The organism is Actinophytocola sp., assembly GCF_036402745.1.
In the GTDB taxonomy this organism is placed as follows: Bacteria; Actinomycetota; Actinomycetes; order Mycobacteriales; family Pseudonocardiaceae; genus Actinophytocola.
This window is the reverse complement of record NZ_DASWSJ010000359.1, coordinates 15,466-37,590: the sequence shown is the minus strand read 5'-3', so window position 1 is coordinate 37,590 and position 22,125 is coordinate 15,466. Positions and strand designations below refer to the sequence as shown.

The following is a 22,125-nucleotide window of genomic DNA, read 5'->3' as shown; positions in this document are numbered from 1 at the left end:
CGGGCTCGCGATCGAGCCGCTGGTCGCGCACCTGCTGGTGCCGCGCCGGGTCGGCCTGCTGCTCGTGCGGCTGGGCGGGCACAGCGTGGGCGTGGCCCGCGACGGGGTCGTCGAGGCGTCCCGGACCGACCGGCGGCTGGTCCCAGCACCGGTTCGCCCGCCGGCGCGCGGGCCAGGCCAGGGTCGCGCTGGAGGCCGCCGCCGCCGATGCCGCCGCGCTGCTCGTGCCCCAACTGTCCGAACTGGACGCGGTGGTGCTCGGCGGGGACCAGAAGGCGCTGGACGCCTTGCGCGCGGAGCCGAGGCTCGCGACGCTGTTCGCCCGCGCCGAGCCGCGGGTACTCGACGTTCCCGAGCCGCGCCGCTCGGTGCTCGACGCCGCCGCCCGGCGCGCGCGGTCCGTCGAGATCGTCGTGCGGGATGTCGTCGTGACGGATGCCGTGCGGGATGCTGGTACCTGATGCCCAGGAGGTCCGGTTGGCCAAGGTGAACGCGTCCGTGTCGGTGCCCGCGCCGCCCGACCGGACCTGGGCCACGGCCGCGGACCTGTCCCGCTTCGACGAGTGGCTGTCGCTGCACGAGGGCTGGCGCGGCGAGGTGCCGGCGGAGATCACCGAGGGCACGGACCTCACGTCGGTGGTCACCGTGCTGGGCCTGCGCAACCGGATCCGCTGGCACGTCGAGCGCTACACGCCGCCGACCGGCCTCACGATCTCCGGCCGCGGCGTGGGTGGCGTCAAGATCGCCCTGGACCTTGCCGTCCGCGCCGACGGCGCCGACCGCTCGACGGTCACCATCGACGCCGAGGTCACCGGCCGGCCGGTCTTCGGCCCGGTCGGCATGGCCATCGGCCGCGCCGTCCGCGCGGACCTGCGCAGGTCGGTCGCCGCCCTGGCCGCCCTGGTGTGAACCCGAGCGGCCAGGGCGACCCCCGACCCGAGGTCAGGCGGTGGGCACCAGGCTCGGCGTCAACCGCACCGGGAGGTACCGGCAGCCCCAGGTGAAGTTGGACGCCGTGTAGTCCGGCTCGCCGATCAGCTCCACCGACGACACGTGCTCGACCAGCTCCTCCAGGAACACGCTCAGCTCCAGCCGCGCCAGCCGCGCGCCGAGGCACAGGTGCCGCCCGCCGCCGAAGGCCAGGTGCCGGTTGGGTGCCCGGTCGATGAGGAACCGGCCCGCGTCGGGGAAGGCGCGCTCGTCCCGGTTGGCGGACACGTTCCAGACGGTCACCCGGTCGCCGACCGCGATGTCCCGGTCGCGGATGCGGGTGGGGCGCATCGCCGTGCGCATCACGTGCACGCCCGGCGTGGTCCAGCGCAGGATCTCCTCCACCGCGGTCGGGATCACCGCGGGGCCGCCCGAGCGCAGCAACGCCCACTGGTCCGGGTTCTGGGTGAACGCCAGCAGCCCGCCGGCCGCGGAGTAGCGGGTGGTCTCGTTGCCGCCCGCCATCACGCCGTTGCAGTTGACGATGATCTCCTCGTCGGTCAGCTCGGCCTCGCCGTCCGCCGTCTCGCGGCGGTCGGTGGCGATCCGGCTGACGAAGTCCTCGCCCGGGTTCTTCCGCCGCTCCCGCAGCAGCTCGGTGAAGTACAGGAAGATCTCCGCGTGGTTGCCCGAGCGGGTCTCCTCGTCCTCGCCCTCGAACGCGCCGTTCATCGTCCGGCCCAGCCAGTCCCACTCCGGGCGCGGCACGCCGAGCAGCGCGCACACCACCCGGGTGGGCAGCCGCCGGATCACGTCGACGACGTCGAGCTCGCCCTCGGCCAGCGCCTCGGTGAGCAGCGTCCGGACGATGTCGCGGACGAGGTCCTCGATGTCGTCCGGGAACACGCTCTTGTTCAGCACCCGCTTGAGCTGGGTGTGCTCCGGCGGGTCGGACACGATCAGCATCCGCTGCGCCACCGCGGCGACGGCCAGCTTGTTGGTGTCCAGCCGCATCCCGTACCGCGAGGAGAAGATGTCCGAGTCGCGGTAGACGTCCACGGCGTCGGCGTACCGGGTGACCGCCCAGAACCCGCCGCCGGACTCGTGCCAGTGCACCGGGTCGTTCTCGCGCAGCCAGGTCATCGTGGACCAGAACGCGCTGCCACCGAACGCGTCGTTGTCGGTCAGGTCGATCAGCACGGCACTCCCTGCGGGGTCACGATCTCGCCCAGCAGCTGGGGGATCTCACGGGCATGGTGCATCGCGAACACGTGCCCGCCGGAGAACTGCCGCCGGGCGACCTCGCGGCCGAGGAAACGGGTCCAGCTGTCGAGCTTGTCCGGCGCGGCGAGGTCGTCGCCCTCACCGCCCCACACGTGCACCTCGCTGTCCACGCCGGGATCGGCGGGCAGCTCGTAGTCGAGGGTGAGCGTGACGTCCTTGCGCACCAGCTCGAGGACCTGGTCCCTGGTGTCCTCGTCGAGCTCGGTGCCCTCCAGCCCCTGGCGGGCGAACGCCACCAGGCCGTCCGGGTCGGTCCGCACGGTCGGCGGCTCGCACGCGGCCAGCACCATCGCCGACGGCGTCCGGCCGAGGTCGGTGAGCCGGCGGGTCAGCTCGTAGCCGATCAGCCCGCCGAAGCTCTCGCCGAACACGACGATCGGCTGCCCCGGGTCGGCGAGCTCGACGGCCTCCTTGGCCACCGCCGACACGATCTCGTCCAGCGAGGCCGGGTGCGGCTCGCCGAGCCGGGTCTCCCGCCCGGGCAGCTGCACGCCGACCACCGACACCGCGTCGCCGAGCTCGGCCTGCCATTCGCGGAACCGGCCGCAGCCCGAGCCCGCCGGCGGCACGCACAGCAGCGTGGGTTTGCCGGCCGTCGTCTCCGACCACGGGACCAGCCACGCCCCGGCGGTCGCGGCCGCCGCGGTCGACGTGCCCGCGTGCTGGCGGTCCAGCTCGCGGGCCAGCGCGGCCGGCGTCGGGTGGGCGAGCAGGTCCTGCATCGACAGCCGCACCCCGGTGCGCTCACGCAGCGCCGCGACCGCGCGGGCGGCGAGCAGCGAGTGCCCGCCCAGCTCGAAGAAGTTCGCGTCGACGCTGGTGACCGGGCGGTCGAGCACCGAGCTCCACGCGTCGCACACCGCGACCTCGCGCGGCGTGGACGGGCCGCGGCCGGCGCGCACCGGCACGCTCGCGGCGGCCGCCTGGGCCAGCAGCGCCCGGTCGACCTTGCCGTTGGCGGTGGCCGGCAGCTCCGGCACGATGTCGATCACGCCGGGGACCATGAAGTCCGGCAGCCGGTCCCGGCACCGGCCACGCACCGTGTCGACCTCGACCGTCGCACCGGCGTGCGGCACCGCCGCCAGGCCCAGCGCGTCCCCGGTCTCCAGCACGAACGCGGCCGCCGCGGTGACCTCGGGCAGGTCCTCGACCACCTGTTCCACCTCGCGCAGCTCCACCCGGAACCCGCGGACCTTCACCTGGTCGTCGCGCCGCCCGGCGAACTCCAGCAGCCCGTCGTGGCGCAGGGTCACGAGGTCACCGGTCCGGTAGACGCGCTCGCCCGAGGGCAGCGTGGGGAACCGCTCGGCCGTGAGCTCCGGGCGGTTGCGGTACCCGCGCGCCACCGCCGCCCCGCCGACGTACAGCTCACCGGTCGAGCCGGCGGGCACCGGCTGCCAGTCGTCGTCGAGGACGTGGGCGGTGTAGCCCGGGAGCGGCCGGCCGATCGAGAGCACGTCGTCGCCGCGGGCGCTGTCGGCCCAGGTCGCGGAGATCGTCGTCTCGGTCGGGCCGTAGACGTTGAGCATCCGGCGGCCCTCGGCGAGCTGCTCGGCCAGCCCGCGCGGACAGCGCTCCCCGGCCACGACCACAGTGTCCACAGTGGACAACGCGGTGACGCACGAGGCGAGCAGCGAAGGCGTGAGGCAGACGGTGCGCGGCGCCACGGCGGCGATCCGCGCGGCGAGGTCGGGGTGCTCGGCGTCGCCGTCGGCGAGGTCGATGAGCGCGGTGCCCTGGCCGTGCAGCAGGTACAGCAGCGTGCACCACAGCCAGCCGTCGAAGGCCGGCGACAGCGGGTTCACGCCCATCCCGCCCGGGGTGAGGCCGAGGCCCGCGAGCGCCGCGAGGAACGTGCCGAGGTTGCGGTAGGTGATCTCCACGCCCTTCGGCCAGCCGGTGGTGCCCGAGGTGTAGATGACGTAGGCGCACTCGTCGAGGTCGACATCGAGGTCGGCGACAACCGGTGCCGGGCCGGCGCCGGTGACGTTCTCGAGCCCCACCCGGCGCACGCCGGCAGGCACCACGCCGGGCGCGATCCGGTCCGCCAGCAGCAGGCGCACGCCCGCGTCCCGCAGGATGAAGTTCACCCGGTCGGCCGGGTACCGATCGTCCACCGGCACGGCGGTTGCCCCCAACCGCCACACCGCGAGCAGGGCGGGCACGGTCAGCCGGGACCGGCCGCTACCGACGCCCACCACCGTGCCGGGCCGCACGCCGCGCTCGGCGAGCATCCCGGCGATCGCCCGCGTTCTGTGCGCGAGCGCGGCGAAGTCCAGCGTGCCGTCCGCCGCCGAGACGGCCGTGTTGGTGGGCGTCTCGGCCGCCCACCGGTCCAGTGCGGCGAGCACGCGGCCCGCCCCCGAACCGCCGTCGCTGTCCACCGATAAGTCGGAGGTGCTCATTCCCGATCCTGTTCTTTCGCAAGGGAAAAGCGCAGCCTGAAACGACTCCGGGGCGGGGGCAGGGCCCATCAGGAGTACGTGGTCTGCGGTGACGAAGTGCCAAGGTAGCGGCAACGCCGCGTAACGACCAGGCTCCATTCGGCTAACGATGTTGGAGCAAGAAATCACCCGATCGGCCTAGTCCGGGCTGCGCGAATCGGCGCACACTGCTACGCAAACGGCCCGGCGGATCGCTCCACCGGGCCGGTCGGGTGAGGGGTTCAGCCCAGAGAACCGGTGGCCAGGATGCCGCCGTCGACCCGGACGGTCTCGCCGGTGATCCAGCTGGCCTGGTCCGATGCGAGGAACGCGACGAGCTGGGCGACGTCCCTCGGGTCGCCGAGACGCTTCATCGGGTAGGCGTTGGCCGCCTCGTCCTCGCGGTCGGTGTAGAGCATCTCGGCGAACTTGGTCTTGATCACGGCGGGCGCCACCGCGTTCACCCGCACGCCGGGGCCGAGCTGCCAGGCGAGCTCCTCGGTGAGCCGGATCATCGCGGCCTTGCTCGCGCCGTACGCGGCGATCACGCCCGACGAGCGCAGGCCTGCGACCGAGGCGATGTTCACGATCGAGCCGCCGTGCTCGGCCATCCACGCCTTGACCGCGAGCTGGACGAAGCCGAGCGCGCCGACCACGTTGACGTCGAAGAGCTTGCGCACGGCGGCGAGGTCGGCGTCGACGAGGGGACCGTAGGTCGGGTTGATGCCGGTGTTGTTGATCAGCACGTCCAGCCGGCCGAGCTCCGCCACGGTGCGCCGCACGACCTCCGCGCGGTCCTCGTCCCTGCCGGTGTTGGCGGGGACGGCGAGGATCTGCGCGTCCGGCACCTCGTCCCGCAGCTCGTCGGCGGCCGCCGCGATCTGGTCGGGCTTCCTGGACGTGATCGTCACCGCCGCGCCGCCGCGCGCCAGCTCCGCCGCGATCGCCAGCCCGATGCCGCGGCTGGCACCCGTGACCAGCGCGACCTTGCCTTTGAAGTCTGGGGTCATGGGAGGACTCTAGCTAAGCGCGCGCTTAGTGCACAGCGTGCCGTCGATCTCGGTGGCGGCTACCCGTAGACTCGAGTCGTGGTGGTTAGGACGGACTAGGCCGCAGGCGGGCTCGCCGGTCACGACCGGTGGGCGGACGAGGCCTGCCCATCACCACCCTCACGGAGTCTCCGCATGATCACCGCCACCGATCTCGAACTGCGCGCCGGCACGCGCATCCTGCTCTCCGACACCACCCTGCGCGTCCAGCCCGGGGACCGGATCGGCCTCGTCGGGCGCAACGGCGCCGGCAAGACCACCACGCTGCGCGTGCTGGCCGGCGAGGGCGAGCCCTACGCCGGCGACCTGCGCCGCGCCGGTGAGCTCGGCTACCTGCCGCAGGACCCGCGCGAGGGCAACCTGTCGGTCACCGCCAAGGACCGGGTGCTGTCCGCGCGCGGGCTCGACCAGCTGCTGCGCGACATGGAGAAGGCGCAGTCGGCGATGTCCGAGCACGCCGACGAGGCACAGCGCGACCGCGAGATCCGCCGCTACGGCCGGCTCGAGGAGCGGTTCGCCGCGCTCGGCGGCTACGCGGCGGAGAGCGAGGCCGCCCGGATCTGCGCCAACCTCGGTCTCGCCGACCGGGTCCTGGCCCAGCCGCTCTCGACGCTCTCCGGTGGTCAGCGCCGCCGGGTGGAGCTCGCCCGGATCCTGTTCGCCGCCGCCGAGTCCAGCGCGGGCGCGGCCACCACGCTGCTGCTCGACGAGCCCACCAACCACCTCGACGCCGACTCCGTCAACTGGCTGCGCGGGTTCCTCAAGTCCTACAGCGGCGGCCTCGTCGTCATCAGCCACGACGTCGAGCTGCTGGCCGACGTGGTCAACAAGGTCTGGTTCCTCGACGCCATGCGCGGCCAGGTCGACCTCTACAACATGGGCTGGCAGCGTTACCTCGACGCGCGCGCCGCCGACGAGAAGCGCCGCCGCCGCGAGCGGGCCAACGCGGAGAAGAAGGCGTCCGCGCTGATGGTGCAGGCGGACAAGATGCGCGCCAAGGCCACCAAGGCGGTCGCCGCGCAGAACATGGCCAAGCGCGCCGAGCGGCTGCTGTCCGGGCTGGAGGACGTCCGCCAGTCCGACAAGGTCGCCAAGATCCGCTTCCCGGAGCCCGCGCCGTGCGGCAAGACCCCGCTCACCGCTGAGGGCCTGTCGAAGAGCTACGGCTCGCTCGAGGTGTTCACCGGCGTCGACCTCGCCATCGACCGCGGCACCCGGGTGGTCGTGCTGGGTCTCAACGGCGCCGGCAAGACCACGCTGCTGCGCCTGCTCGGCGGCATGGAGAAGGCCGACTCGGGCGGGGTCCTGCCCGGCCACGGGCTGCGGATCGGCTACTACGCCCAGGAGCACGAGACGCTCGACCACCAGGCGTCGGTGTGGTCCAACGTGCGGCACGCCGCGCCGGACACCCCTGAGCAGCAGCTGCGCTCGCTGCTCGGCACGTTCCTGTTCTCCGGCGAGCAGCTCGAGCAGCCCGCCGGCACGCTGTCCGGCGGTGAGAAGACCCGGCTCGCGCTCGCCGGCCTGGTGTCCAGCGCGGCCAACGTGCTGCTGCTCGACGAGCCCACCAACAACCTCGACCCGGCGAGCCGGGAGCGGGTTCTGGAGGCCTTGCACAACTACGCGGGCGCGGTCGTTCTCGTCACGCACGACCCCGGTGCGGTGGAAGCTCTTGCGCCCGATCGGGTGATCTTGTTGCCGGACGGTACCGAAGATCACTGGTCAGCGGACTACCTGGAACTCGTTCAGCTGGCCTGATGCTCCGCGACGGAGTGACCGACTTCATAGCTATTTTCGATCTCGCCTGGCATTCCTAGCCTCCGTGTTCGATCATTGCGTCGGCAGGTGTTAGCAGAAAACCTCCGTCACACGCTACGGAAGGCGGACGACGTGGCTGATCTGAAGAAGGGCGCGCGGATCACCGGCAGTACGCGCGACAAGCTGGCCGCTGACCTCAAGAAGAAATACGAGAAGGGCGCCAGCATTCGGGCCCTGGCCGAGTCGACGGGCCGCTCCTACGGTTTCGTGCACCGGGTGCTGTCGGAGTCCGGTGTTGCGCTGCGCGGCCGGGGCGGCGCCACCCGCACGAAGAAGAAGTAGTTTCGGTCAGGGTTGGCTGCCGCGGGTGTCGGGGCCCGCGACCAGTTCATCGGTCGGTCCCGCGGTTGTCCGGTCCCTGTTCGTTCCTCTGAGCGTCGTTCCGCCGACGGAAGCGAACCCGATCATCGCGCCCAGCAGCGCCAGCGGGTACACGAGGTAACCCCAGCGTGTGGCCGGCGCGAGGATGATCGCCGCCCCGAGACTGACGGCGATGCGCAGCGTCGCGCCCGCGGGATCCCGCGGCGGACGCAACAAGAGCCACGCGACGATGGCGCATGCCGCCACGGCGAGGATCACCAGCGACACGGCGTGCCCCGCCGGTCCCAGCTGCGCGATCAGGTGCCCTGGCAGCGGGCTGGCCGCGGGTGAGCCGGCCTCGCCGAGCCCCGCCGGGTAGAGGATCACGTGCTCCACGAACGACTTCGGGTCGACCAGCAGCACGGGCACCACGATGACCGCGCTCGCCGCGACGACCGTACCGAGGAAGATCGCCAGGCCGCGGCCGCCCCGGTGGCACAGCACGGCCACCGCCAGCACGCCGAGTGCGGGCAGGGCGGTGAGCTTCATCGTGGCGACCAGCGCGCAGACCACCCCCGCCCACACCAGGTTCGCCCGCCCGGGCCGGGGGGCGTAGACCAGCGCGGTCGCGAGCACGATCAGCGCGATCACCGGGATGTCGTCGCCCGCAACGACGATCGTGAGCAGGGTGAGCGGGCTGATCACCGCGAGCTGTGCGGCGAGCACGGGGACCCGCGGCCACCCCATGACGGCGAACGCCAGCACGATGATCAGCACGGCCGCGACGGCGAACGCGACCCGCGCGTCGGTGAGCGCGCCGTCCCCGAACAGCGCCCGGGGCAGGCCGAACACGGTCATCGACGGGCCGTAGGGCGTGTAGTCGTCCGGGTGCGGCGGCCGGCCGAGCAGCGACAGGTCGGGGTAGGGCGTTCCGTTGGCCAGCAACAGGTCGGCCGACCGCTCGACGACCCACACCTCGGGCTGGGACGGGAAGGCCCACGGCCACTGACCCCACACGAAGCTCGGCGAACGGCGGAAGACCAGCACCAGCAGCGGGACGACGCCGGCGAACAGGCCAGCGAGGGCGACAGGGGTCCAGCGGGAGCGCACAATACTCGAGGCGCCCGACAGGTCCGTCCTGGACAATAGGGCGAGGCAGGTGAGCGCGGCGGCGAGCAGGTAGCCGACCGTGGCGAAGTTGCCCCACACCCGGTACCCGTAGAACTCCGAGAACATCGCGTTCCCGGCCGCGAACAGCAGGCTCACGGCGTAGACGAGCAGGTCGAGACGCCGCGCGCGCTGCCCGGTCTGCTCCACGCGGGCAGGCTACCGATGGCCGGGCCGTTGTTCGCTCTCCGGGTAACGGGAAGCCCGTCACGCCGACCGGCGTTAGGACGAGGCAGGGGGAGAAAGAGGGCGTAGTGGATAACACCTGGCATTTCATGCGCGGCGCCATGCATGCGGCGGACGCGCCCAAGGGCCTGCACAAGGGCACGATCCGCCGGGTCTACCGGTTCGCCGGTCCGCACCGGGGCAAGCTGGTCGTGTTCCTGCTGCTCACGATGATCTCGGCGGTGCTGGCGGTGTCGACGCCGCTGCTGGCCGGGCGGGTGGTCGACGCGGTCGTCGGCGGGCACGACGTGTCGCTCGTGGTGTGGCTGGCGCTGGCGATCGCCGGGGTGGCGATCCTGGACGCCGGGCTGGGGCTGGCCGAGCGGTGGCAGTCGTCGCGGATCGGTGAGGGGCTGATCTACGACCTGCGGCGCGCGGTGTTCGAGCACGTGCAGCGGATGCCGGTCGCGTTCTTCACCCGCACGCGCACCGGCGCGCTGGTCTCGCGGCTCAACAACGACGTGATGGGGGCGCAGCGGGCGTTCACCTCCACGCTCGCCGGCCTGGTCACCAACGTGATCCAGCTGGTGCTGTCGGTCGTGGTCATGGCCACGCTGTCGTGGCAGGTCACCGCGCTGGCGTTGGTCCTGCTGCCGATCTTCGTGCTGCCCGCGCGGCGGATGGGCAAGCGGATGGCCGACCTGCAGCGCGAGTCGGCCGGGCTGAACGCGTCGATGACCACCCAGATGACCGAGCGGTTCTCGGCGCCGGGGGCCACGCTGGTCAAGCTGTTCGGCCATCCGCGCGAGGAGGCCGAGGATTTCGGCGGGCGCGCGGCGCGGGTCCGGGACATCGGCGTGCGCTCGGCGATGCTCACGCGCTGGTTCATGACGAGCCTGACGCTGGTGTCGGCGCTCGCGCAGGCGCTGGTGTACGGGCTGGGCGGCTACCTCGCGATCACCGGTGCGCTCGCGCCCGGCACGGTGGTGGCGCTGGCGCTGCTGCTCACCCGGCTGTACACGCCGCTCACCGCCCTCGCGAACGTGCGGGTGGACGTGATGACCGCGCTGGTGTCGTTCGAGCGGGTCTTCGAGGTGCTCGACCTCAAGCCGATGATCGCCGAGTCGCCGTCCCCGGTCGCCGTGCCCTCCGGTGGCGTGTCGGTCTCGTTCGACGACGTGCGGTTCGGCTATCCCGCGGCGGACAAGGTGTCGCTGGCCTCGCTCGAGGAGGTCGCGGTGCTCGACCAGCGGGGTGGGCAGGAGGTGCTGCACGGGGTGTCGTTCCGCGCCGAGCCGGGGCAGATGGTGGCACTGGTCGGGTCGTCCGGGGCGGGCAAGTCGACCATCGCCTCGCTGGTGCCCCGGCTGTACGACGCGGAGCACGGCTCGGTGCGTCTGTCCGATGTGGACGTCCGGGACCTGTCGTTCGACGCCCTCCGCGCCACGGTCGGCGTCGTCACCCAGGACGGACACCTGTTCCACGACACGATCCGGGCCAACCTCGCCTACCCCCGGCCGGCGGCGACGGACGAGGAGATCTGGGCGGCGCTGCGCCAGGCCCGGTTGGAGGCGCTGGTCACGTCCCTGCCGGACGGCCTGGAGACGGTCGTGGGCGAACGCGGCTACCGGTTGTCCGGCGGCGAACGCCAGCGGCTCACGATCGCGCGGCTGCTGCTGGCCCAGCCCCGGGTGGTGATCCTCGACGAGGCCACGGCGCACCTGGACTCCGAGTCCGAGGTGGCCGTGCAGGAGGCGCTGACGTCGGCGCTCGCCGGCCGGACGGCGCTCGTCATCGCGCACCGCCTGTCGACCGTGCGGGCGGCGGACCAGATCCTCGTCGTGGAGGACGGCCGGATCGTGGAGCGGGGTGACCACGAGTCGCTCCTGGCGGCGGCGGGTCGTTACGCCGATCTGTACCGGACCCAGTTCGCTACGCAACCGGCCGCGGCGGCCTGACAACTGCCCGCGGGCCGGGTCTGTGGCCCGGCCCGCGCGGCGGTGTCAACGAGCGAGATCCTCGGGCCGGTCGACGTCGTCACCGACGGCGATGTCCTCGCACGGCACGTCGATCGGTGCGTGCGCGGCGAGGTAGTGCCGCGCCCCCGCGTCCCCGACCGCCGACGCGGCGACGTCGGCCCACCGCTCCCGCCCGATCAGCACCGGATGCCCAGGCTGCCCGTGATAGCTGGCCCGAGCCAGCACATCCGGCGCGGCCAACGAGACGAACCTGCGGACGGCGGCAGCGGTGACCCCAGGCGTGTCGACGGGCAGCACCAGCGCCGCCACCGCCCCCGCGGCCGCCCCCAGCCCGACCCGCAACGACGACCCCATCCCGGTGGTCCACTCTGGATTGTCCACAAGCGACGACCCAGCCAGCGAGGCGGTGGCCCGAACCTCCCCGGCCGCCGCCCCCAACACGACGACGACCGGCGCGCACCCGCCGTCGTGCAGGACGCCGGCCGCGTGCTCGACGAAGAGCCGGCCTTGGTGGCGCACCAACGCCTTCGGCATCCCGAACCGCCGCCCACCGCCGGCCGCCAGCAGCACTCCCGCCACGTTCACGCCCCCAGCCTAGCGACGTCGTGGCCGCCGGCCCCGATATCCGGCAGGTCCGCCTCGCCGACTCAGGAACTGTCGGTCCGCGCCGGTAGGCTGGAAACCGGGGCCGGCGGCCAAGCTCGCGATCACCAGCGCCACACAGGCCAACGGAAACGACCGCAGCGCCAGCCCGGTCACCAGCAGCCGGACCCGCCGGTCAGCCAGGATCACCGGAACGCCTCCACGTTGTCCCGCACCCATTCCGCGTACGACCGCGCCGGCCGGCCGGTCACCTGCTCGACCGTCGGCAGCGGCCGCAGCATCTCGTCCCACTCCTCCACGGAAGCCGGCGAGACCGGCGAGGTGGCCGAGTCGGGCGAGGTGGGCGAGGTGGGCGAGTAGGACTCGAACCCCGTGAGGAAGTCCGCGTTCTCGGCCGCCCACCCCCCTTGCCGGCGCAGGATCTCGCGCGCCTCCGCCGGCGAGACCTCCTCGAAGCGCACCGGCGTGCCGAGCGCCTCCCCGATGCACCGCACCTGGTCCCGCGCGCTGATCCGCGCCGGCCCCGTCAGGTCGTAGGCCCGCCCGTGATGCCCGTCCGTCAGCAGCGCCGCCACCCCGACCGCCGCGATGTCCGCCTCGTGGATCGGCAGCCCGCGCCAGTCCGGGTTGCAGTACCGCACCACCCGCGACGCCCGGATCGGCGGCCCGAACAGCTTCAGCGAGTTCGACGCGAACTCGCCCGGCCGCAGGTGCGTCCACTCGCACCCGGACGCCTCCACCGCCTTCTCCACCGGCAGCTGGAAGTCCGTGTCCAACCCGGCCGACACCGCCCCGGACGACAGCGTCACGATCCGCCGCACCCCGGCCCGCACGGCCGCGTCGACCACCGCCGCCGCGGTCCGGGGCTCGGGGAACAGGTACAGCGCGGACACCCCGCGCAGCGCCGCGGCGACGCTCGGCGGCTCCAGCAGGTCACCCCGCACCACCTCCACCCCGGCAGGCACCACGGCCCGCGCGGGGTCCCGGGTCATCGCCCGCACGTGCTCGCCGGCCGCGGCGAGCTGCGTCACCACGTGCCGGCCGACCTGCCCCGTCGCGCCGGTCACCAAGATCGTCATCGAGAGCTCCTCAAATATGGGTACGCTGTACGCAAATAAGGTAACACAACTGGGTGCGGTGTACGCAAATGCCGCCTTCTACGATGGGCGCACGATGACCGAGGACGACACTTCCGTGGCCTTCGGCGGCTCGGCCGCCGCGGCGCGCAGCATGGAACTGCTGTGGGGCACCAAGCCGCCACCGAGCCGGGGCCGAAAGCCGGGCATGTCCGTGGACCGCATCGTCGCCGCCGCCATCGAGGTCGCCGACGCCGAAGGGCTCGACGGCCTCTCGATGCGCCGGGTGGCCGACGCGCTCGGCGTCGGCACGATGTCGCTCTACCGGTACGTGCCGTCCAAGGCCGAGCTGCAGGACCTCATGCTCGACACCGTGATGGGCGAGGACCTGCCGCTGGACCTCGGGACCGGCGGCTGGCGGGCCGGCCTCGAGCGGCTCGCCCGGATCAGCCTCGACGGCTACCTCAAGCACCCGTGGCTGCTGCGCACCTCGCTGACCAGGGGCGCGATGGGCCCCAACCAGGCCGCCGCGCTCGACGCCGTGCTCCGCGCGCTCGACGGGATCGGCCTCACGGGCGGCGAGCGGATGGCGGTGGTCCAGCTCGTCACCGGCTACGCGCAGGGCGTCGCCCGGCAGCTCGTCGACTCCACCCGGGCCCAGCAGCGCACCGGCCTGTCCGACGAGCAGTTCTGGACCGAGCTCGCGCCGCTGCTCGACGGCCGCCTCACCGCCGAGCGCTTCCCCGCGCTCACCGAGCTGTGGCACAAGGAGGAGTTCGACTGGGTGGACCCCTTCGACTTCGGGCTGCGGCGGGTCCTGGACGGCGTCGAGACACTGGTCGACTCGCGGAAGGTGGGCTCGTGACCAGACCCAGCGTGCGGGTGCTCGCCGGGACCGAGGTGCGCTCGGTCGTGCTCGTGCTGCACGGCGGCGAGGAGCGGAGCACGGCCCCCGCGCACCGGTTTCGCCCCGCGTACCTGCGGATGCTGCCGTTCGCCCGTGACCTGCGGTGGACCGGTCGCAACGCCGGCGTCGCGGTGTGGGCGCTGCGGTACCGGTATCGCGGGTGGAACGGGGCGGACCTCGACCCCGTGCGGGACGCCCGCTGGGCGCTCGACGAGATCCGCCGGACGCATCCCGGGGTGCCGGTGGTGCTCCTCGGTCACTCGATGGGCGGCCGCGTCGCGCTGCGGGTCGCCGACGCCCCGGCGGTGGTCGCGGTGTGCGCGCTCGCGCCGTGGACACCGGAGACCGACCGCGTCGACCAGCTCGCCGGGCGGACCGTCCTGATCGCGCACGGCGACCAGGACACGGTCACCGAGCCGGCCCTGTCGCTCGCGTACGCGGTCCGCGCCAAGGAGGTCACCGACGCGGTCTGCCGCTTCGAGGTGCGCGACGAGTCGCACGCGATGCTGCGCCGGGCCAAGGACTGGCGGCTGCTGGTCCGGCGGTTCGTGCTCGGCGTCCTCGGCGTCACCGAAATGGATCATGTTATCGCGAGTGCGCTGGCCAAGCCCTCGCCGGGCGGGTTGATCGTGCCGCTCTGATGCCGGTCTCGTACGGTGTGCCCGAACCAGCGCGCAACCTCGACTGCGGTACCCACGTCTTGGGTATCGACGGGAAGGCGGGGAAATGAGCTACGGCCACCAGCAGGGAGCGCCGCGACGACCCGAGTACGGGGGCGGGCCGGGTTACGGCCGCCCGCAGGGTCAGAGCCGGCGCCCGGAGTACCACGAGACCCGGGCACTGCCCATGCCACCGACCGAGGACCCGCGCGGCCGGCCACCGGGCCAGCGCCGCTACGACGGCCCGCCGCCGGACAACTACGGGCCTCCCGAAGAGGGCTACGGCCCGCCTCCGCCGCCGCGCCGCCCGCGCAAGCGCCGCCGGGTCGGCCGCACGATCGGGATCGTGCTGCTGGTCATCCTCGTGGCCATCGCGGGCGTGTGGTTCTGGCTGGACACGTCGATCAACCGGGTCGCCGCGCTGGCGGACTACCCGGGCCGGCCCGCCGCGGCCGCCGGCACCAACTGGCTGATCGTCGGCTCGGACAGCCGGGAGGGGCTGACCCCGGAGGAGAAGGCGAAGCTGGCCACCGGCGACGCCGGCGGCAAGCGGACCGACACGATCCTCGTCGCGCACCTGCCGGACAACAGCACCCCCGCGACGCTGCTGAGCCTGCCCCGTGACTCCAATGTGGAGATTCCCGGGCACGGCACCAGCAAGATCAACGCCGCGTTCGCCCTCGGTGGCGCGAAGCTGCTCGTGCAGACCGTCGAGCTCGCCACCGGGCTGCGGATGGACCACTACGCCGAGATCAGCTTCGGCGGGTTCGCCAACATCGTCGACGCGATCGGCGGCGTCGAGATGAACATCGACCAGGAGATGCACGACACCAAGACCGGCGCCACGATCAAGCCGGGCCTGCAGAAGCTCGACGGCCCGCAGGCGCTGGCGTTCGTGCGGATGCGCTACAGCTCGGCCACCCCGCGGTCGGACCTCGACCGCGTGGTGAACCAGCGCAAGTTCATCGGCGCGCTGGCGTCGGAGATCGCGAGCCCCGGCACGCTGCTGAACCCGTTCTACCTGTTCCCGCTGCTGTCCAACGTGCCCGGCGCGCTCACCCTCGACGAGGGCGACCACCTGCACAACCTGGTGGGCCTCGGCCTCGCGATGGGCGGCATCTCCGACGGCAGCACGGTGACCACGACGGTGCCGGTCACCGACTCGTCGGCCAAACACTGGGACGACGCGAAGTCCAAGCAGCTGTTCGACGCGCTCCGCACGGACGCGACGATCCCGCCGGAGGCGATCAGCAAGTAGAAACCTAGCGGGCCTTGAGGACCTCGAGGGCGCGGTCCGCGTGTACCGACATGCGGAACTCGCTCTTGACGACCTCGAGGACGGTCCGGTCGGTGTCGATGACGAAGGTCTGCCGCCGGGTGAGCAGCGGGCCGAAGCCGCGCCGCACGCCGAACTGGGTGGCGACCGCACCGTCCGGATCGGACAGTAGCGGGAAGTCGAACGAGTGCTGCTCGCTGAACGCCTGCTGCTTCGCGACGTCGTCCGGGCTGATCCCGACCCGGGTCGCCTTGACGGCGGCGAACTCCGCGGCGAGGTCGCGGAAGTGGCAGGACTCGGCGGTGCAGCCCTTGGTCATGGCGGCCGGGTAGAAGAACAGCACGACGGGCCCGTCGGCGAGGAGGTCGGACAGCTTGCGGGGAGTGCCGGTCTCGTCGGGCAACTCGAAGTCGGGGGCTTGCTCGCCGGCCTTCATCGGTCTCCTTCGTGGGACATTGGGTGCCATGGACACTACCGGGCCACTGGCGGCGCGAGTCGTGACCGAGGTCCTGTCGCCCGCGGTCGTGGTGGTGGCGCTGCCGCTGGCGGTGGCCTGGCACGCGACCGGCGCGGACGTCGTCGCCACGCTCGGCTGGGGCGTGCTGGTGGCGGTGTTCTACAGCGTCCTGCCGATGGCCTTCGTGGTCCGCGGCGCCCGCCGCGGCCACTGGGACGGGCACTGGGTACGCGACCGCGCCCACCGGACCGTGCCGCTGCTGGTGTGCCTGCTGTCCGCGGCGGCCGGCATGGCGATCATGCTCGTGGGCGGCGCCCCGCGCGAGGTGGTGGCCCTGGCGTGGTCGATGATCCTCACGTTGGTGGCCTGCCTGGTGATCACCCGCTGGTGGAAGATCTCGGTCCACGCGACGGTCGCCGCCGGCGCGGTGGCGATGGTGGCGTTCCTCTACGGCCCGTGGCTGCTCCTGCTCACCCTCCTGGTGGCCCTGGTCTGCTGGTCCCGCGTGGCGGTCGCCGACCACACCGTGCCGCAGGTCGTGGCGGGCGCCCTCCTGGGCCCACTGGCCGGCGGCGCGGTGTTCCTGACGCTGCACTGAGCCCAACCATTCCGGCGCCACGGCCCCCGGCGATCCGCGACCATTCGCGTTCGCCGCCCGGCAGCGGCCACGCCACGGCGCGCCCGGTCACGGCAGACGGCTCCACGCACTCCGCACCGAACCCCCCGCGCTATCCGCGGGCCGCGCCCGGAGGCGAGCGGCGTCCTGCCGCAGCAGTCGCCGCTCGCCGGGGGCGGGCTCAGTTCTCCAGGCGTAGTCCGGTCTCCGGGTGGAACAGGTGGATCTCGGTCGCGTCGCGGAGGGCTACGTGGACCGACTCGTTCAGGCGGGGTGGGGTGCGGCCGTCGACGCGGACCACGATGCGGTCGCCGGTCTCCAGCTTGCCGTGGAGGTACGCGTCGGCGCCCAGTTCCTCCACCAGCTCGACCCGAAGGGCGAACCCCGGGTCGTCGGGGCCGGCCAGGCGCAGGGCCTCCGGACGCACGCCCAGCGTCACCGACGTGAGGCCGGCGTCCAGGGTGGACCGGGACAGCGGCACCTCGAGATCGCCGAGGCGCACGCCGGTGTCGGTGAGCGGGCGGGTGCTCAGGTTCATGGCCGGCGAGCCGATGAAGCCTGCCACGAACACGTTCTCCGGCCGGTCGTACAGCTCGCGCGGCGCGGCGATCTGCTGCAGCACCCCGTCCTTGAGCACGGCCACCCGGTCACCCATGGTCATCGCCTCGACCTGGTCGTGGGTGACGTAGATCGTGGTCGTCCCGAGGCGCTGCTGGAGCTGGGCGATATTCGCCCTGGTCTCCACCCGGAGCTTGGCGTCCAAGTTGGACAGTGGCTCGTCCATCAGGAACACGCTGGGCTCGCGCACGATCGCCCGGCCCATCGCCACCCGCTGGCGTTGCCCGCCGGAGAGCGCCTTGGGCTTGCGGTCGAGGTACTTGGTCAGATCGAGCAGCGCGGCGGCGTCCTTGACCTTGGTGGCGATGTCCACCTTGGACATCCCGCGCAGCCGCAGCGCGAAGGCCATGTTGTCCGCCACGGTCATGTGCGGGTACAGCGCGTAGGACTGGAACACCATCGCGATGTCGCGGTCCTTCGGCGGCAGGTCCGTCACCTCCCGGTCACCGATCCGGATCGCGCCCTCGTCGACGTCCTCCAGACCGGCGAGCATCCGCAGCGCGGTGGACTTGCCGGACCCCGACGGCCCGACCAGCACGAGGAACTCCCCGTCCGGCACCGCGAGGTCCAGGCGGTCGACGGCCCGCACCTGGTGCGCCCCGGGGTAGACCCGCGAGGCCTCTGCGTACACGACTTCAGCCATGATGAACTCCTTGCCAGCGGGTCACTTGACGGCGCCCATGGACAGGCCCCGCACCAGGTGGTTCTGCGCGATCCAGCCCACGATCATCACCGGCAGCGAGGCCAGCAGCGCCGCCGCGGACAGCTGCGCCCAGTACAGGCCCTCGCTGGTGATGAAGCCGACCAGGAACACCGGCACCGTGCCGGCGCGCGCCGCGGTGAGGTTCACCGCGTAGAAGAACTCGGTCCACGAGAAGATCACGCAGATCAGCGCCGTGGCCGCGATGCCGGGCGCCACCACCGGCAGGATGATCTTGTACAGCAGCGTCGGCAGGTTGGCCCCGTCGACCCGGGCCGCCTCGATCATCTCGGTCGGCACCTCGAGGAAGAACGACCGCATCATCCAGATCGCGAGCGGCAGGTTCATCGACGTGTACAGGATGATCAGCGCCCACACGTTGTCCAGCAGCTTGAGGTTCTGCGAGATCACGTACAGCGGGATGATCGCCGCGACGACCGGCAGCATCTTGGTGGACAGGAAGAAGCCGAGCGCGTTGCTGGTGCCCTTCACCGGTGCGAGCGACAAGGCGTACGCCGCGGGTATCGCGAACAGCAGCACGACGAACGTCACCAGCACCGTCACGAACGCGGAGTTCGCGAGGTAGGGCAGGAAGCCGCGGTCGACGACCCCGGCGAACTGCTCCAGCGTCGGCTTGAAGAACAGCCGCGGCGGGTCGGTGTAGGCGTCGGCCTCCTGCTTGAACGACGTGAGGATCATCCAGATCAGCGGGAACACGAACAGGATGGCGAGCACCCAGGTGAGCGCGGACAGCGACACCGGGCCGATCCTGCGCTTGCGCCTGCGCCGCAGGGGAACCGCACTGTCTACAGTGGTCATGTCACTTCACCCCGCCGCTCACCGAGAACGTCCGGAACATCAGCCGCAGCGCGAAGGTCGCCACGATCATGGTCAGGATGACCACGACCACGCCCATCGCCGAGGACTGGCCGATGTCGAAGCCCTGGAACGCCCGCTGGTAGATGTAGTAGGGCAGGTTGGTGCTGGCGATACCCGGCCCGCCCTGGGTCATCAGGAAGATCGCGTCGAAACTGTTCACGATGTAGATGGCGCCGAGCAGCGTGGCCAGCTGCAGGTACCGGGACAGCTGCGGCAGCGTGATCGACACGAACGTGCGCCACTTGCCCGCACCGTCCACTTGCGCCGCCTCGAGCACCTCCTTGGACTGGCTCTGCAGGCCGGCCAGGATCAGCAGCGTCATGAACGGCGTCCACTGCCAGATGACCTGCGTCATCACCGACGCGAGCGGGTACTCCGCCAGCCAGTCGGTGGACCCGCCGAACACGAAGTTCAGCAGGCCGTAGGTCGGGTCGAACATCGTCGTCTTCCACAGCAGCGCGCCGGCCGCCGGCAGGATCAGGAACGGCGTGATCAGCAGCGTGCGGACCACGCCGCGGCCCATCATCTTGCGGTCGAGCAGCACCGCGAGGCCGAGCCCGATCAGCAGCGACAGCAGCACGCTGACGATCGTCAGCACCACCGTGTTGAGCAGCGCGGTGCGGAACTGGCTGTCGACGAACACGTCGAGGTAGTTCTGCAGCCCGACGAAGTGCCGCGAGCCGGGCCGCACCAGGTTCCAGGACTGGAACGAGTAGATCACCGTGAGCACGAAGGGGATCTGCGTCACGACGATCGTGAAGACGAGCGCGGGCAGCAGGGGCAGGCGCCGCCTCCACGCAGCGCTGCGGATGCCGCTCGCCTGCTTCGGCGCCGACGCCGACTCGGCCGGCGCCGCCACGCTCGAGGGCAGGACTGAGGAGGTCATCGCGTCTCCCGGTAGGACTGGCCGACCGTGTCGGCGTACTCCTGGGACTGCGCCAGCGCCTCGTCGACCGAGATCTGGCCGGCGATCGCGGCGGAGAGCTGCTGGCTCACCCGGGTGCCGAGATCCTGGAACTCGGGGATGCCGACGAACTGGATGCCCGGGTAGGGCACGGGGTTCGCCATCGTGTTCTGCTGGGTGGCCTCGTTGATCGAGTCCAGCGTCGGCTGGGCGTAGGCCTTGGCCGCGTCGGTGTACTCCGTGATGTCGTAGGTGGACTTGCGGCAGCCGGGCGGCACCGCGTTCCAGCCGAACTTGTCGCCGACCGACCGCACGAACTGCTTGTCGGTCATCCAGCGCATGAACTCCCACGCGCCCTGCTTGTCCTGGGCCACCTTCGGCATCGCGAGCGCCCAGGTGTAGAGCCAGCCACTGCTCTTGGTCTTCTCGACCGGCGCGGGAACGTAACCCGACCTGCCGACGATCTTGCTGCTGGCCGGGTCCTCGTTGGTGCCGGCCATGACCGTGGCGTCGTACCACATGGCCGCCTGACCCTGGGCGTAGCGCGTGCCGCACTCGGAGAAGCCCGCGCTCGACGCGCCGACCTCGCCGTGGTCGCGCACCAGGTTGACGTAGAACTTCGCCGCCGCGCGGAACTGCGGTGAGGTGAGCCGCGCGTTCCAGTTCTCGTCGAACCAGCTGGCCCCGAACGTGTTGGCCACCGTGGTGAACGGGGCCAGGCTCTCGCCCCAGCCCGGCTTGCCACGCAGGCAGATCCCGGACACGCCGGCCGCGGCGTCGTCGAGCTTGGCGGCGAAGTCGGCGACCTGCCGCCAGGTCGGCCGGGCCGGCATGGTGAGCCCGGCCTTGGCGAAGAGGTCCTTGCGGTAGGCCAGGAACGAGGACTCGCCGTAGAACGGCACCGCGTACATCGAGTCCTTGTAGGACAGTGAGGTGCGGATGCTGGGGATGAAGTCGCCCTCGTCGTAGCCGCTGCTCCGCTTGAGGTACGGCTCGAGGTTCTCCAGCCACCCGTTCTGCGCCCACTGCGGCGTCTCGTAGTTGCTGATCATCACCACGTCGAACTCGCCGCCGCCGGTGGCCACCGACGCGGTGATCTTCGCCCGGGCCTGGTTCTCCGGCAGCGTCACGAACCGCAGCGTGATCCCGGTGTCGTGCTCGAACTGGCTGGACAGCTCGATCGCGTCCTGCATCTGCGGGTTGGCCACGATCGCCACGACCAGCGTGCGGCCGCCGGAGCCGACCGCGCCGGCCCCCGCGCACCCGGCGACGCCGAGCAGCGCGGCGACCACGAGCAGGGCGAGCCTCGCCGGGCGGGTCATGGCAGCACCTGCACCTTCAGCCCGGCGCCGCTGCGCATCAGGTCCAGCGCGGCCGGGTACTCCTCGAGCGGCAGCGTGTGGGTGAGCAGCGGGGCGGAGTCGATCGCGCCGGTGGCGACCAGGTCGAGCGCGCGGCCGAAGCTGTGCAGCACGGCCATCGAGCCGACCACGGTGATCTCGTCGTTGTAGATCCGGAACGGCGACAGCGCGATCCGCGCCTCGGCCGGCGCGACGCCGAACACGAGCAGCCGCCCGCCGCGGCGCAGCGAGTCGAACGCGGCCTCGATGGCGGGTGCCGCGCCGGTGGCGTCCACCGCCGCGTCGAACCGCTCGCCGTCGAGCTCGGTCACGTCGCCGGCCACGGCTCGCGCGCCGAGGTCGGTGGCCCGGCCGAGCCGGGAGGTGTCCCGGTCGACCACCGTGACGACCGCGCCGGCGTTCTGCAGGAGCTGCTGCATCAGCAGGCCCATGGTGCCGGCGCCGATGACGAGGAACCGCTCGCCCGCCTCGACGCCGATCCGGCGCACGCCGTGCACCGCGCAGGACAGCGGCTCGACGAGCGCGCCCTGCTGCCAGCTCAGGTCGTCGGGCATCCGGTAGCAGTTGGCCGAGGGCACCGCGACGTACTCGGCGAACGCGCCGCTGACCGTGTCGCCGGTGGCGCCCCAGTTCTCGCAGAGGTTGCCGTGCCCGTCGCGGCAGGGGCCGCAGTAGCCGCAGAACAGCGACGGGTCCACGGCGACCCGGTCGCCGACCGACCAGCCGCTGACGTCGGCGCCGAGCTGGACGATCTCACCGGCGAACTCGTGCCCGGGAACGATCGGGTAGGGGGTGGGCGGGAAGTGTCCGTCCGCGATGTGCAGGTCCGTGCCGCAGATGCCGCAGGCGCCCACCTTCACGACCACGTGTCGTGGTTCCGGCTTGGGATCGGGTACGTCGCCCACGCGGATCGAACCCGGCGTGTCGACGATTGCTGCTCGCATGCGGCCTCCC

General features: G+C 72.1%; 20 protein-coding genes and 1 pseudogene. 9 read left to right on the top strand and 12 right to left on the bottom strand.

Annotated features, from left to right (window positions below):
* A pseudogene (locus VGD70_RS32240) lies at positions 1-461 on the top strand (acVLRF1 family peptidyl-tRNA hydrolase); the annotation flags it as partial.
* Positions 448-909 (top strand): type II toxin-antitoxin system Rv0910 family toxin, encoded by a 462-nt coding sequence (locus tag VGD70_RS32235; protein ID WP_331088085.1) that lies wholly within the window; start codon positions 448-450, stop codon positions 907-909. The pseudogene VGD70_RS32240 and the gene VGD70_RS32235, both read left to right, overlap by 14 nt.
* A gap of 33 nt (positions 910-942) precedes the next feature.
* Here VGD70_RS32235 and VGD70_RS32230 read toward each other — a convergent pair whose 3' ends face one another.
* The 3 genes from VGD70_RS32230 to VGD70_RS32220 form a co-directional block, all read right to left on the bottom strand.
* Positions 943-2,130 carry a cytochrome P450 gene (locus VGD70_RS32230; protein ID WP_331088083.1) on the bottom strand — a complete coding sequence of 396 codons (1,188 nt, stop codon included), beginning with the start codon at positions 2,128-2,130 and terminating at the stop codon, positions 943-945.
* A complete protein-coding gene (locus VGD70_RS32225; protein ID WP_331088081.1) occupies positions 2,124-4,619 on the bottom strand; it encodes an amino acid adenylation domain-containing protein in 2,496 nt (831 codons plus the stop codon). The genes VGD70_RS32230 and VGD70_RS32225 overlap by 7 nt, the downstream gene beginning before the upstream one ends.
* A gap of 260 nt (positions 4,620-4,879) precedes the next feature.
* Positions 4,880-5,647 carry an SDR family oxidoreductase gene (locus VGD70_RS32220; RefSeq protein WP_331088079.1) on the bottom strand — a complete coding sequence of 256 codons (768 nt, stop codon included), beginning with the start codon at positions 5,645-5,647 and terminating at the stop codon, positions 4,880-4,882.
* Positions 5,648-5,821: 174 nt separating this feature from the next.
* On the opposite strand from VGD70_RS32220, the gene VGD70_RS32215 reads away from it, so the two are divergent.
* The gene (locus VGD70_RS32215; RefSeq protein ID WP_331088078.1) at positions 5,822-7,444 is read left to right on the top strand and encodes an ABC-F family ATP-binding cassette domain-containing protein; all 1,623 of its coding nucleotides are present in this window, start codon (positions 5,822-5,824) and stop codon (positions 7,442-7,444) included.
* Between the two features lie 132 nt (positions 7,445-7,576).
* Positions 7,577-7,786 carry a helix-turn-helix domain-containing protein gene (locus VGD70_RS32210; protein WP_331088077.1) on the top strand — a complete coding sequence of 70 codons (210 nt, stop codon included), beginning with the start codon at positions 7,577-7,579 and terminating at the stop codon, positions 7,784-7,786.
* A gap of 6 nt (positions 7,787-7,792) precedes the next feature.
* On the opposite strand, the gene VGD70_RS32205 is transcribed toward VGD70_RS32210, so the two are convergent.
* On the bottom strand, positions 7,793-9,121 hold the full coding sequence (locus tag VGD70_RS32205; protein ID WP_331088075.1) for a glycosyltransferase 87 family protein: 1,329 nt from the start codon (positions 9,119-9,121) through the stop codon (positions 7,793-7,795).
* Between the two features lie 125 nt (positions 9,122-9,246).
* On the opposite strand from VGD70_RS32205, the gene VGD70_RS32200 reads away from it, so the two are divergent.
* A complete protein-coding gene (locus VGD70_RS32200; protein WP_414638117.1) occupies positions 9,247-11,094 on the top strand; it encodes an ABC transporter ATP-binding protein in 1,848 nt (615 codons plus the stop codon).
* A gap of 45 nt (positions 11,095-11,139) precedes the next feature.
* Here VGD70_RS32200 and VGD70_RS32195 read toward each other — a convergent pair whose 3' ends face one another.
* On the bottom strand, positions 11,140-11,700 hold the full coding sequence (locus VGD70_RS32195) for a nucleotidyltransferase family protein (protein ID WP_331088071.1): 561 nt from the start codon (positions 11,698-11,700) through the stop codon (positions 11,140-11,142).
* 203 nt (positions 11,701-11,903) lie between these two features.
* A complete protein-coding gene (locus VGD70_RS32190; protein WP_331088069.1) occupies positions 11,904-12,797 on the bottom strand; it encodes an SDR family oxidoreductase in 894 nt (297 codons plus the stop codon).
* Between the two features lie 94 nt (positions 12,798-12,891).
* Between VGD70_RS32190 and VGD70_RS32185 the strand changes: the two genes are divergently transcribed.
* From VGD70_RS32185 to VGD70_RS32175, 3 genes are all read left to right on the top strand, one after another.
* Positions 12,892-13,659 carry a TetR/AcrR family transcriptional regulator gene (locus VGD70_RS32185; RefSeq protein WP_331088067.1) on the top strand — a complete coding sequence of 256 codons (768 nt, stop codon included), beginning with the start codon at positions 12,892-12,894 and terminating at the stop codon, positions 13,657-13,659.
* Complete coding sequence (locus VGD70_RS32180) at positions 13,656-14,342, top strand: alpha/beta fold hydrolase (RefSeq protein WP_331088065.1); 687 nt, start codon at positions 13,656-13,658, stop codon at positions 14,340-14,342. Before VGD70_RS32185 ends, VGD70_RS32180 begins: the two co-directional genes overlap by 4 nt.
* Before the next feature lie 85 nt (positions 14,343-14,427).
* Positions 14,428-15,618, top strand: a complete 1,191-nt coding sequence (locus VGD70_RS32175; protein ID WP_331088062.1) for an LCP family protein — start codon at positions 14,428-14,430, stop codon at positions 15,616-15,618.
* A gap of 4 nt (positions 15,619-15,622) precedes the next feature.
* On the opposite strand, the gene VGD70_RS32170 is transcribed toward VGD70_RS32175, so the two are convergent.
* Positions 15,623-16,072, bottom strand: a complete 450-nt coding sequence (locus tag VGD70_RS32170) for a peroxiredoxin (protein ID WP_331088060.1) — start codon at positions 16,070-16,072, stop codon at positions 15,623-15,625.
* Between the two features lie 28 nt (positions 16,073-16,100).
* On the opposite strand from VGD70_RS32170, the gene VGD70_RS32165 reads away from it, so the two are divergent.
* Positions 16,101-16,691 (top strand): hypothetical protein, encoded by a 591-nt coding sequence (locus VGD70_RS32165; RefSeq protein ID WP_331088058.1) that lies wholly within the window; start codon positions 16,101-16,103, stop codon positions 16,689-16,691.
* 199 nt (positions 16,692-16,890) lie between these two features.
* Here the strand turns inward: VGD70_RS32165 and VGD70_RS32160 are convergent, their stop codons facing one another.
* Genes VGD70_RS32160 through VGD70_RS32140 form a run of 5 tightly spaced genes read right to left on the bottom strand, consistent with a single transcriptional unit; the run spans position 16,891 to position 22,115 of the window.
* Positions 16,891-17,970: a sn-glycerol-3-phosphate ABC transporter ATP-binding protein UgpC gene (locus VGD70_RS32160; RefSeq protein ID WP_331088056.1), complete on the bottom strand. Its 1,080-nt coding sequence runs from the start codon at positions 17,968-17,970 to the stop codon at positions 16,891-16,893.
* A 21-nt stretch (positions 17,971-17,991) separates the two neighbouring features.
* Complete coding sequence (locus VGD70_RS32155) at positions 17,992-18,846, bottom strand: carbohydrate ABC transporter permease (RefSeq protein WP_331088054.1); 855 nt, start codon at positions 18,844-18,846, stop codon at positions 17,992-17,994.
* Between the two features lies 1 nt (position 18,847).
* Positions 18,848-19,792: a sugar ABC transporter permease gene (locus tag VGD70_RS32150; protein WP_331088052.1), complete on the bottom strand. Its 945-nt coding sequence runs from the start codon at positions 19,790-19,792 to the stop codon at positions 18,848-18,850.
* Positions 19,789-21,132 (bottom strand): sugar ABC transporter substrate-binding protein, encoded by a 1,344-nt coding sequence (locus VGD70_RS32145; RefSeq protein ID WP_331088050.1) that lies wholly within the window; start codon positions 21,130-21,132, stop codon positions 19,789-19,791. Before VGD70_RS32145 ends, VGD70_RS32150 begins: the two co-directional genes overlap by 4 nt.
* Positions 21,129-22,115, bottom strand: coding sequence for a zinc-dependent alcohol dehydrogenase family protein (locus tag VGD70_RS32140; protein WP_331088048.1), 987 nt, complete (start codon positions 22,113-22,115; stop codon positions 21,129-21,131). Before VGD70_RS32140 ends, VGD70_RS32145 begins: the two co-directional genes overlap by 4 nt.
* Positions 22,116-22,125: the final 10 nt, after the last annotated feature.

Excerpts from the sequence above, each read along its gene's own strand:
- VGD70_RS32235 (WP_331088085.1), top strand. The coding sequence starts at position 448 with ATGCTGGTACCTGATGCCCAGGAGGTCCGGTTGGCCAAGGTGAACGCG.
- VGD70_RS32225 (WP_331088081.1), bottom strand. The coding sequence starts at position 4,619 with ATGAGCACCTCCGACTTATCGGTGGACAGCGACGGCGGTTCGGGGGCG.
- VGD70_RS32220 (WP_331088079.1), bottom strand. The coding sequence starts at position 5,647 with ATGACCCCAGACTTCAAAGGCAAGGTCGCGCTGGTCACGGGTGCCAGC.
- VGD70_RS32215 (WP_331088078.1), top strand. The coding sequence starts at position 5,822 with ATGATCACCGCCACCGATCTCGAACTGCGCGCCGGCACGCGCATCCTG.
- VGD70_RS32200 (WP_414638117.1), top strand. The coding sequence starts at position 9,247 with ATGCGCGGCGCCATGCATGCGGCGGACGCGCCCAAGGGCCTGCACAAG.
- VGD70_RS32190 (WP_331088069.1), bottom strand. The coding sequence starts at position 12,797 with ATGACGATCTTGGTGACCGGCGCGACGGGGCAGGTCGGCCGGCACGTG.
- VGD70_RS32185 (WP_331088067.1), top strand. The coding sequence starts at position 12,892 with ATGACCGAGGACGACACTTCCGTGGCCTTCGGCGGCTCGGCCGCCGCG.
- VGD70_RS32175 (WP_331088062.1), top strand. The coding sequence starts at position 14,428 with ATGAGCTACGGCCACCAGCAGGGAGCGCCGCGACGACCCGAGTACGGG.
- VGD70_RS32170 (WP_331088060.1), bottom strand. The coding sequence starts at position 16,072 with ATGAAGGCCGGCGAGCAAGCCCCCGACTTCGAGTTGCCCGACGAGACC.
- VGD70_RS32165 (WP_331088058.1), top strand. The coding sequence starts at position 16,101 with ATGGACACTACCGGGCCACTGGCGGCGCGAGTCGTGACCGAGGTCCTG.
- VGD70_RS32160 (WP_331088056.1), bottom strand. The coding sequence starts at position 17,970 with ATGGCTGAAGTCGTGTACGCAGAGGCCTCGCGGGTCTACCCCGGGGCG.
- VGD70_RS32155 (WP_331088054.1), bottom strand. The coding sequence starts at position 18,846 with ATGACCACTGTAGACAGTGCGGTTCCCCTGCGGCGCAGGCGCAAGCGC.
- VGD70_RS32150 (WP_331088052.1), bottom strand. The coding sequence starts at position 19,792 with ATGACCTCCTCAGTCCTGCCCTCGAGCGTGGCGGCGCCGGCCGAGTCG.
- VGD70_RS32145 (WP_331088050.1), bottom strand. The coding sequence starts at position 21,132 with ATGACCCGCCCGGCGAGGCTCGCCCTGCTCGTGGTCGCCGCGCTGCTC.
- VGD70_RS32140 (WP_331088048.1), bottom strand. The coding sequence starts at position 22,115 with ATGCGAGCAGCAATCGTCGACACGCCGGGTTCGATCCGCGTGGGCGAC.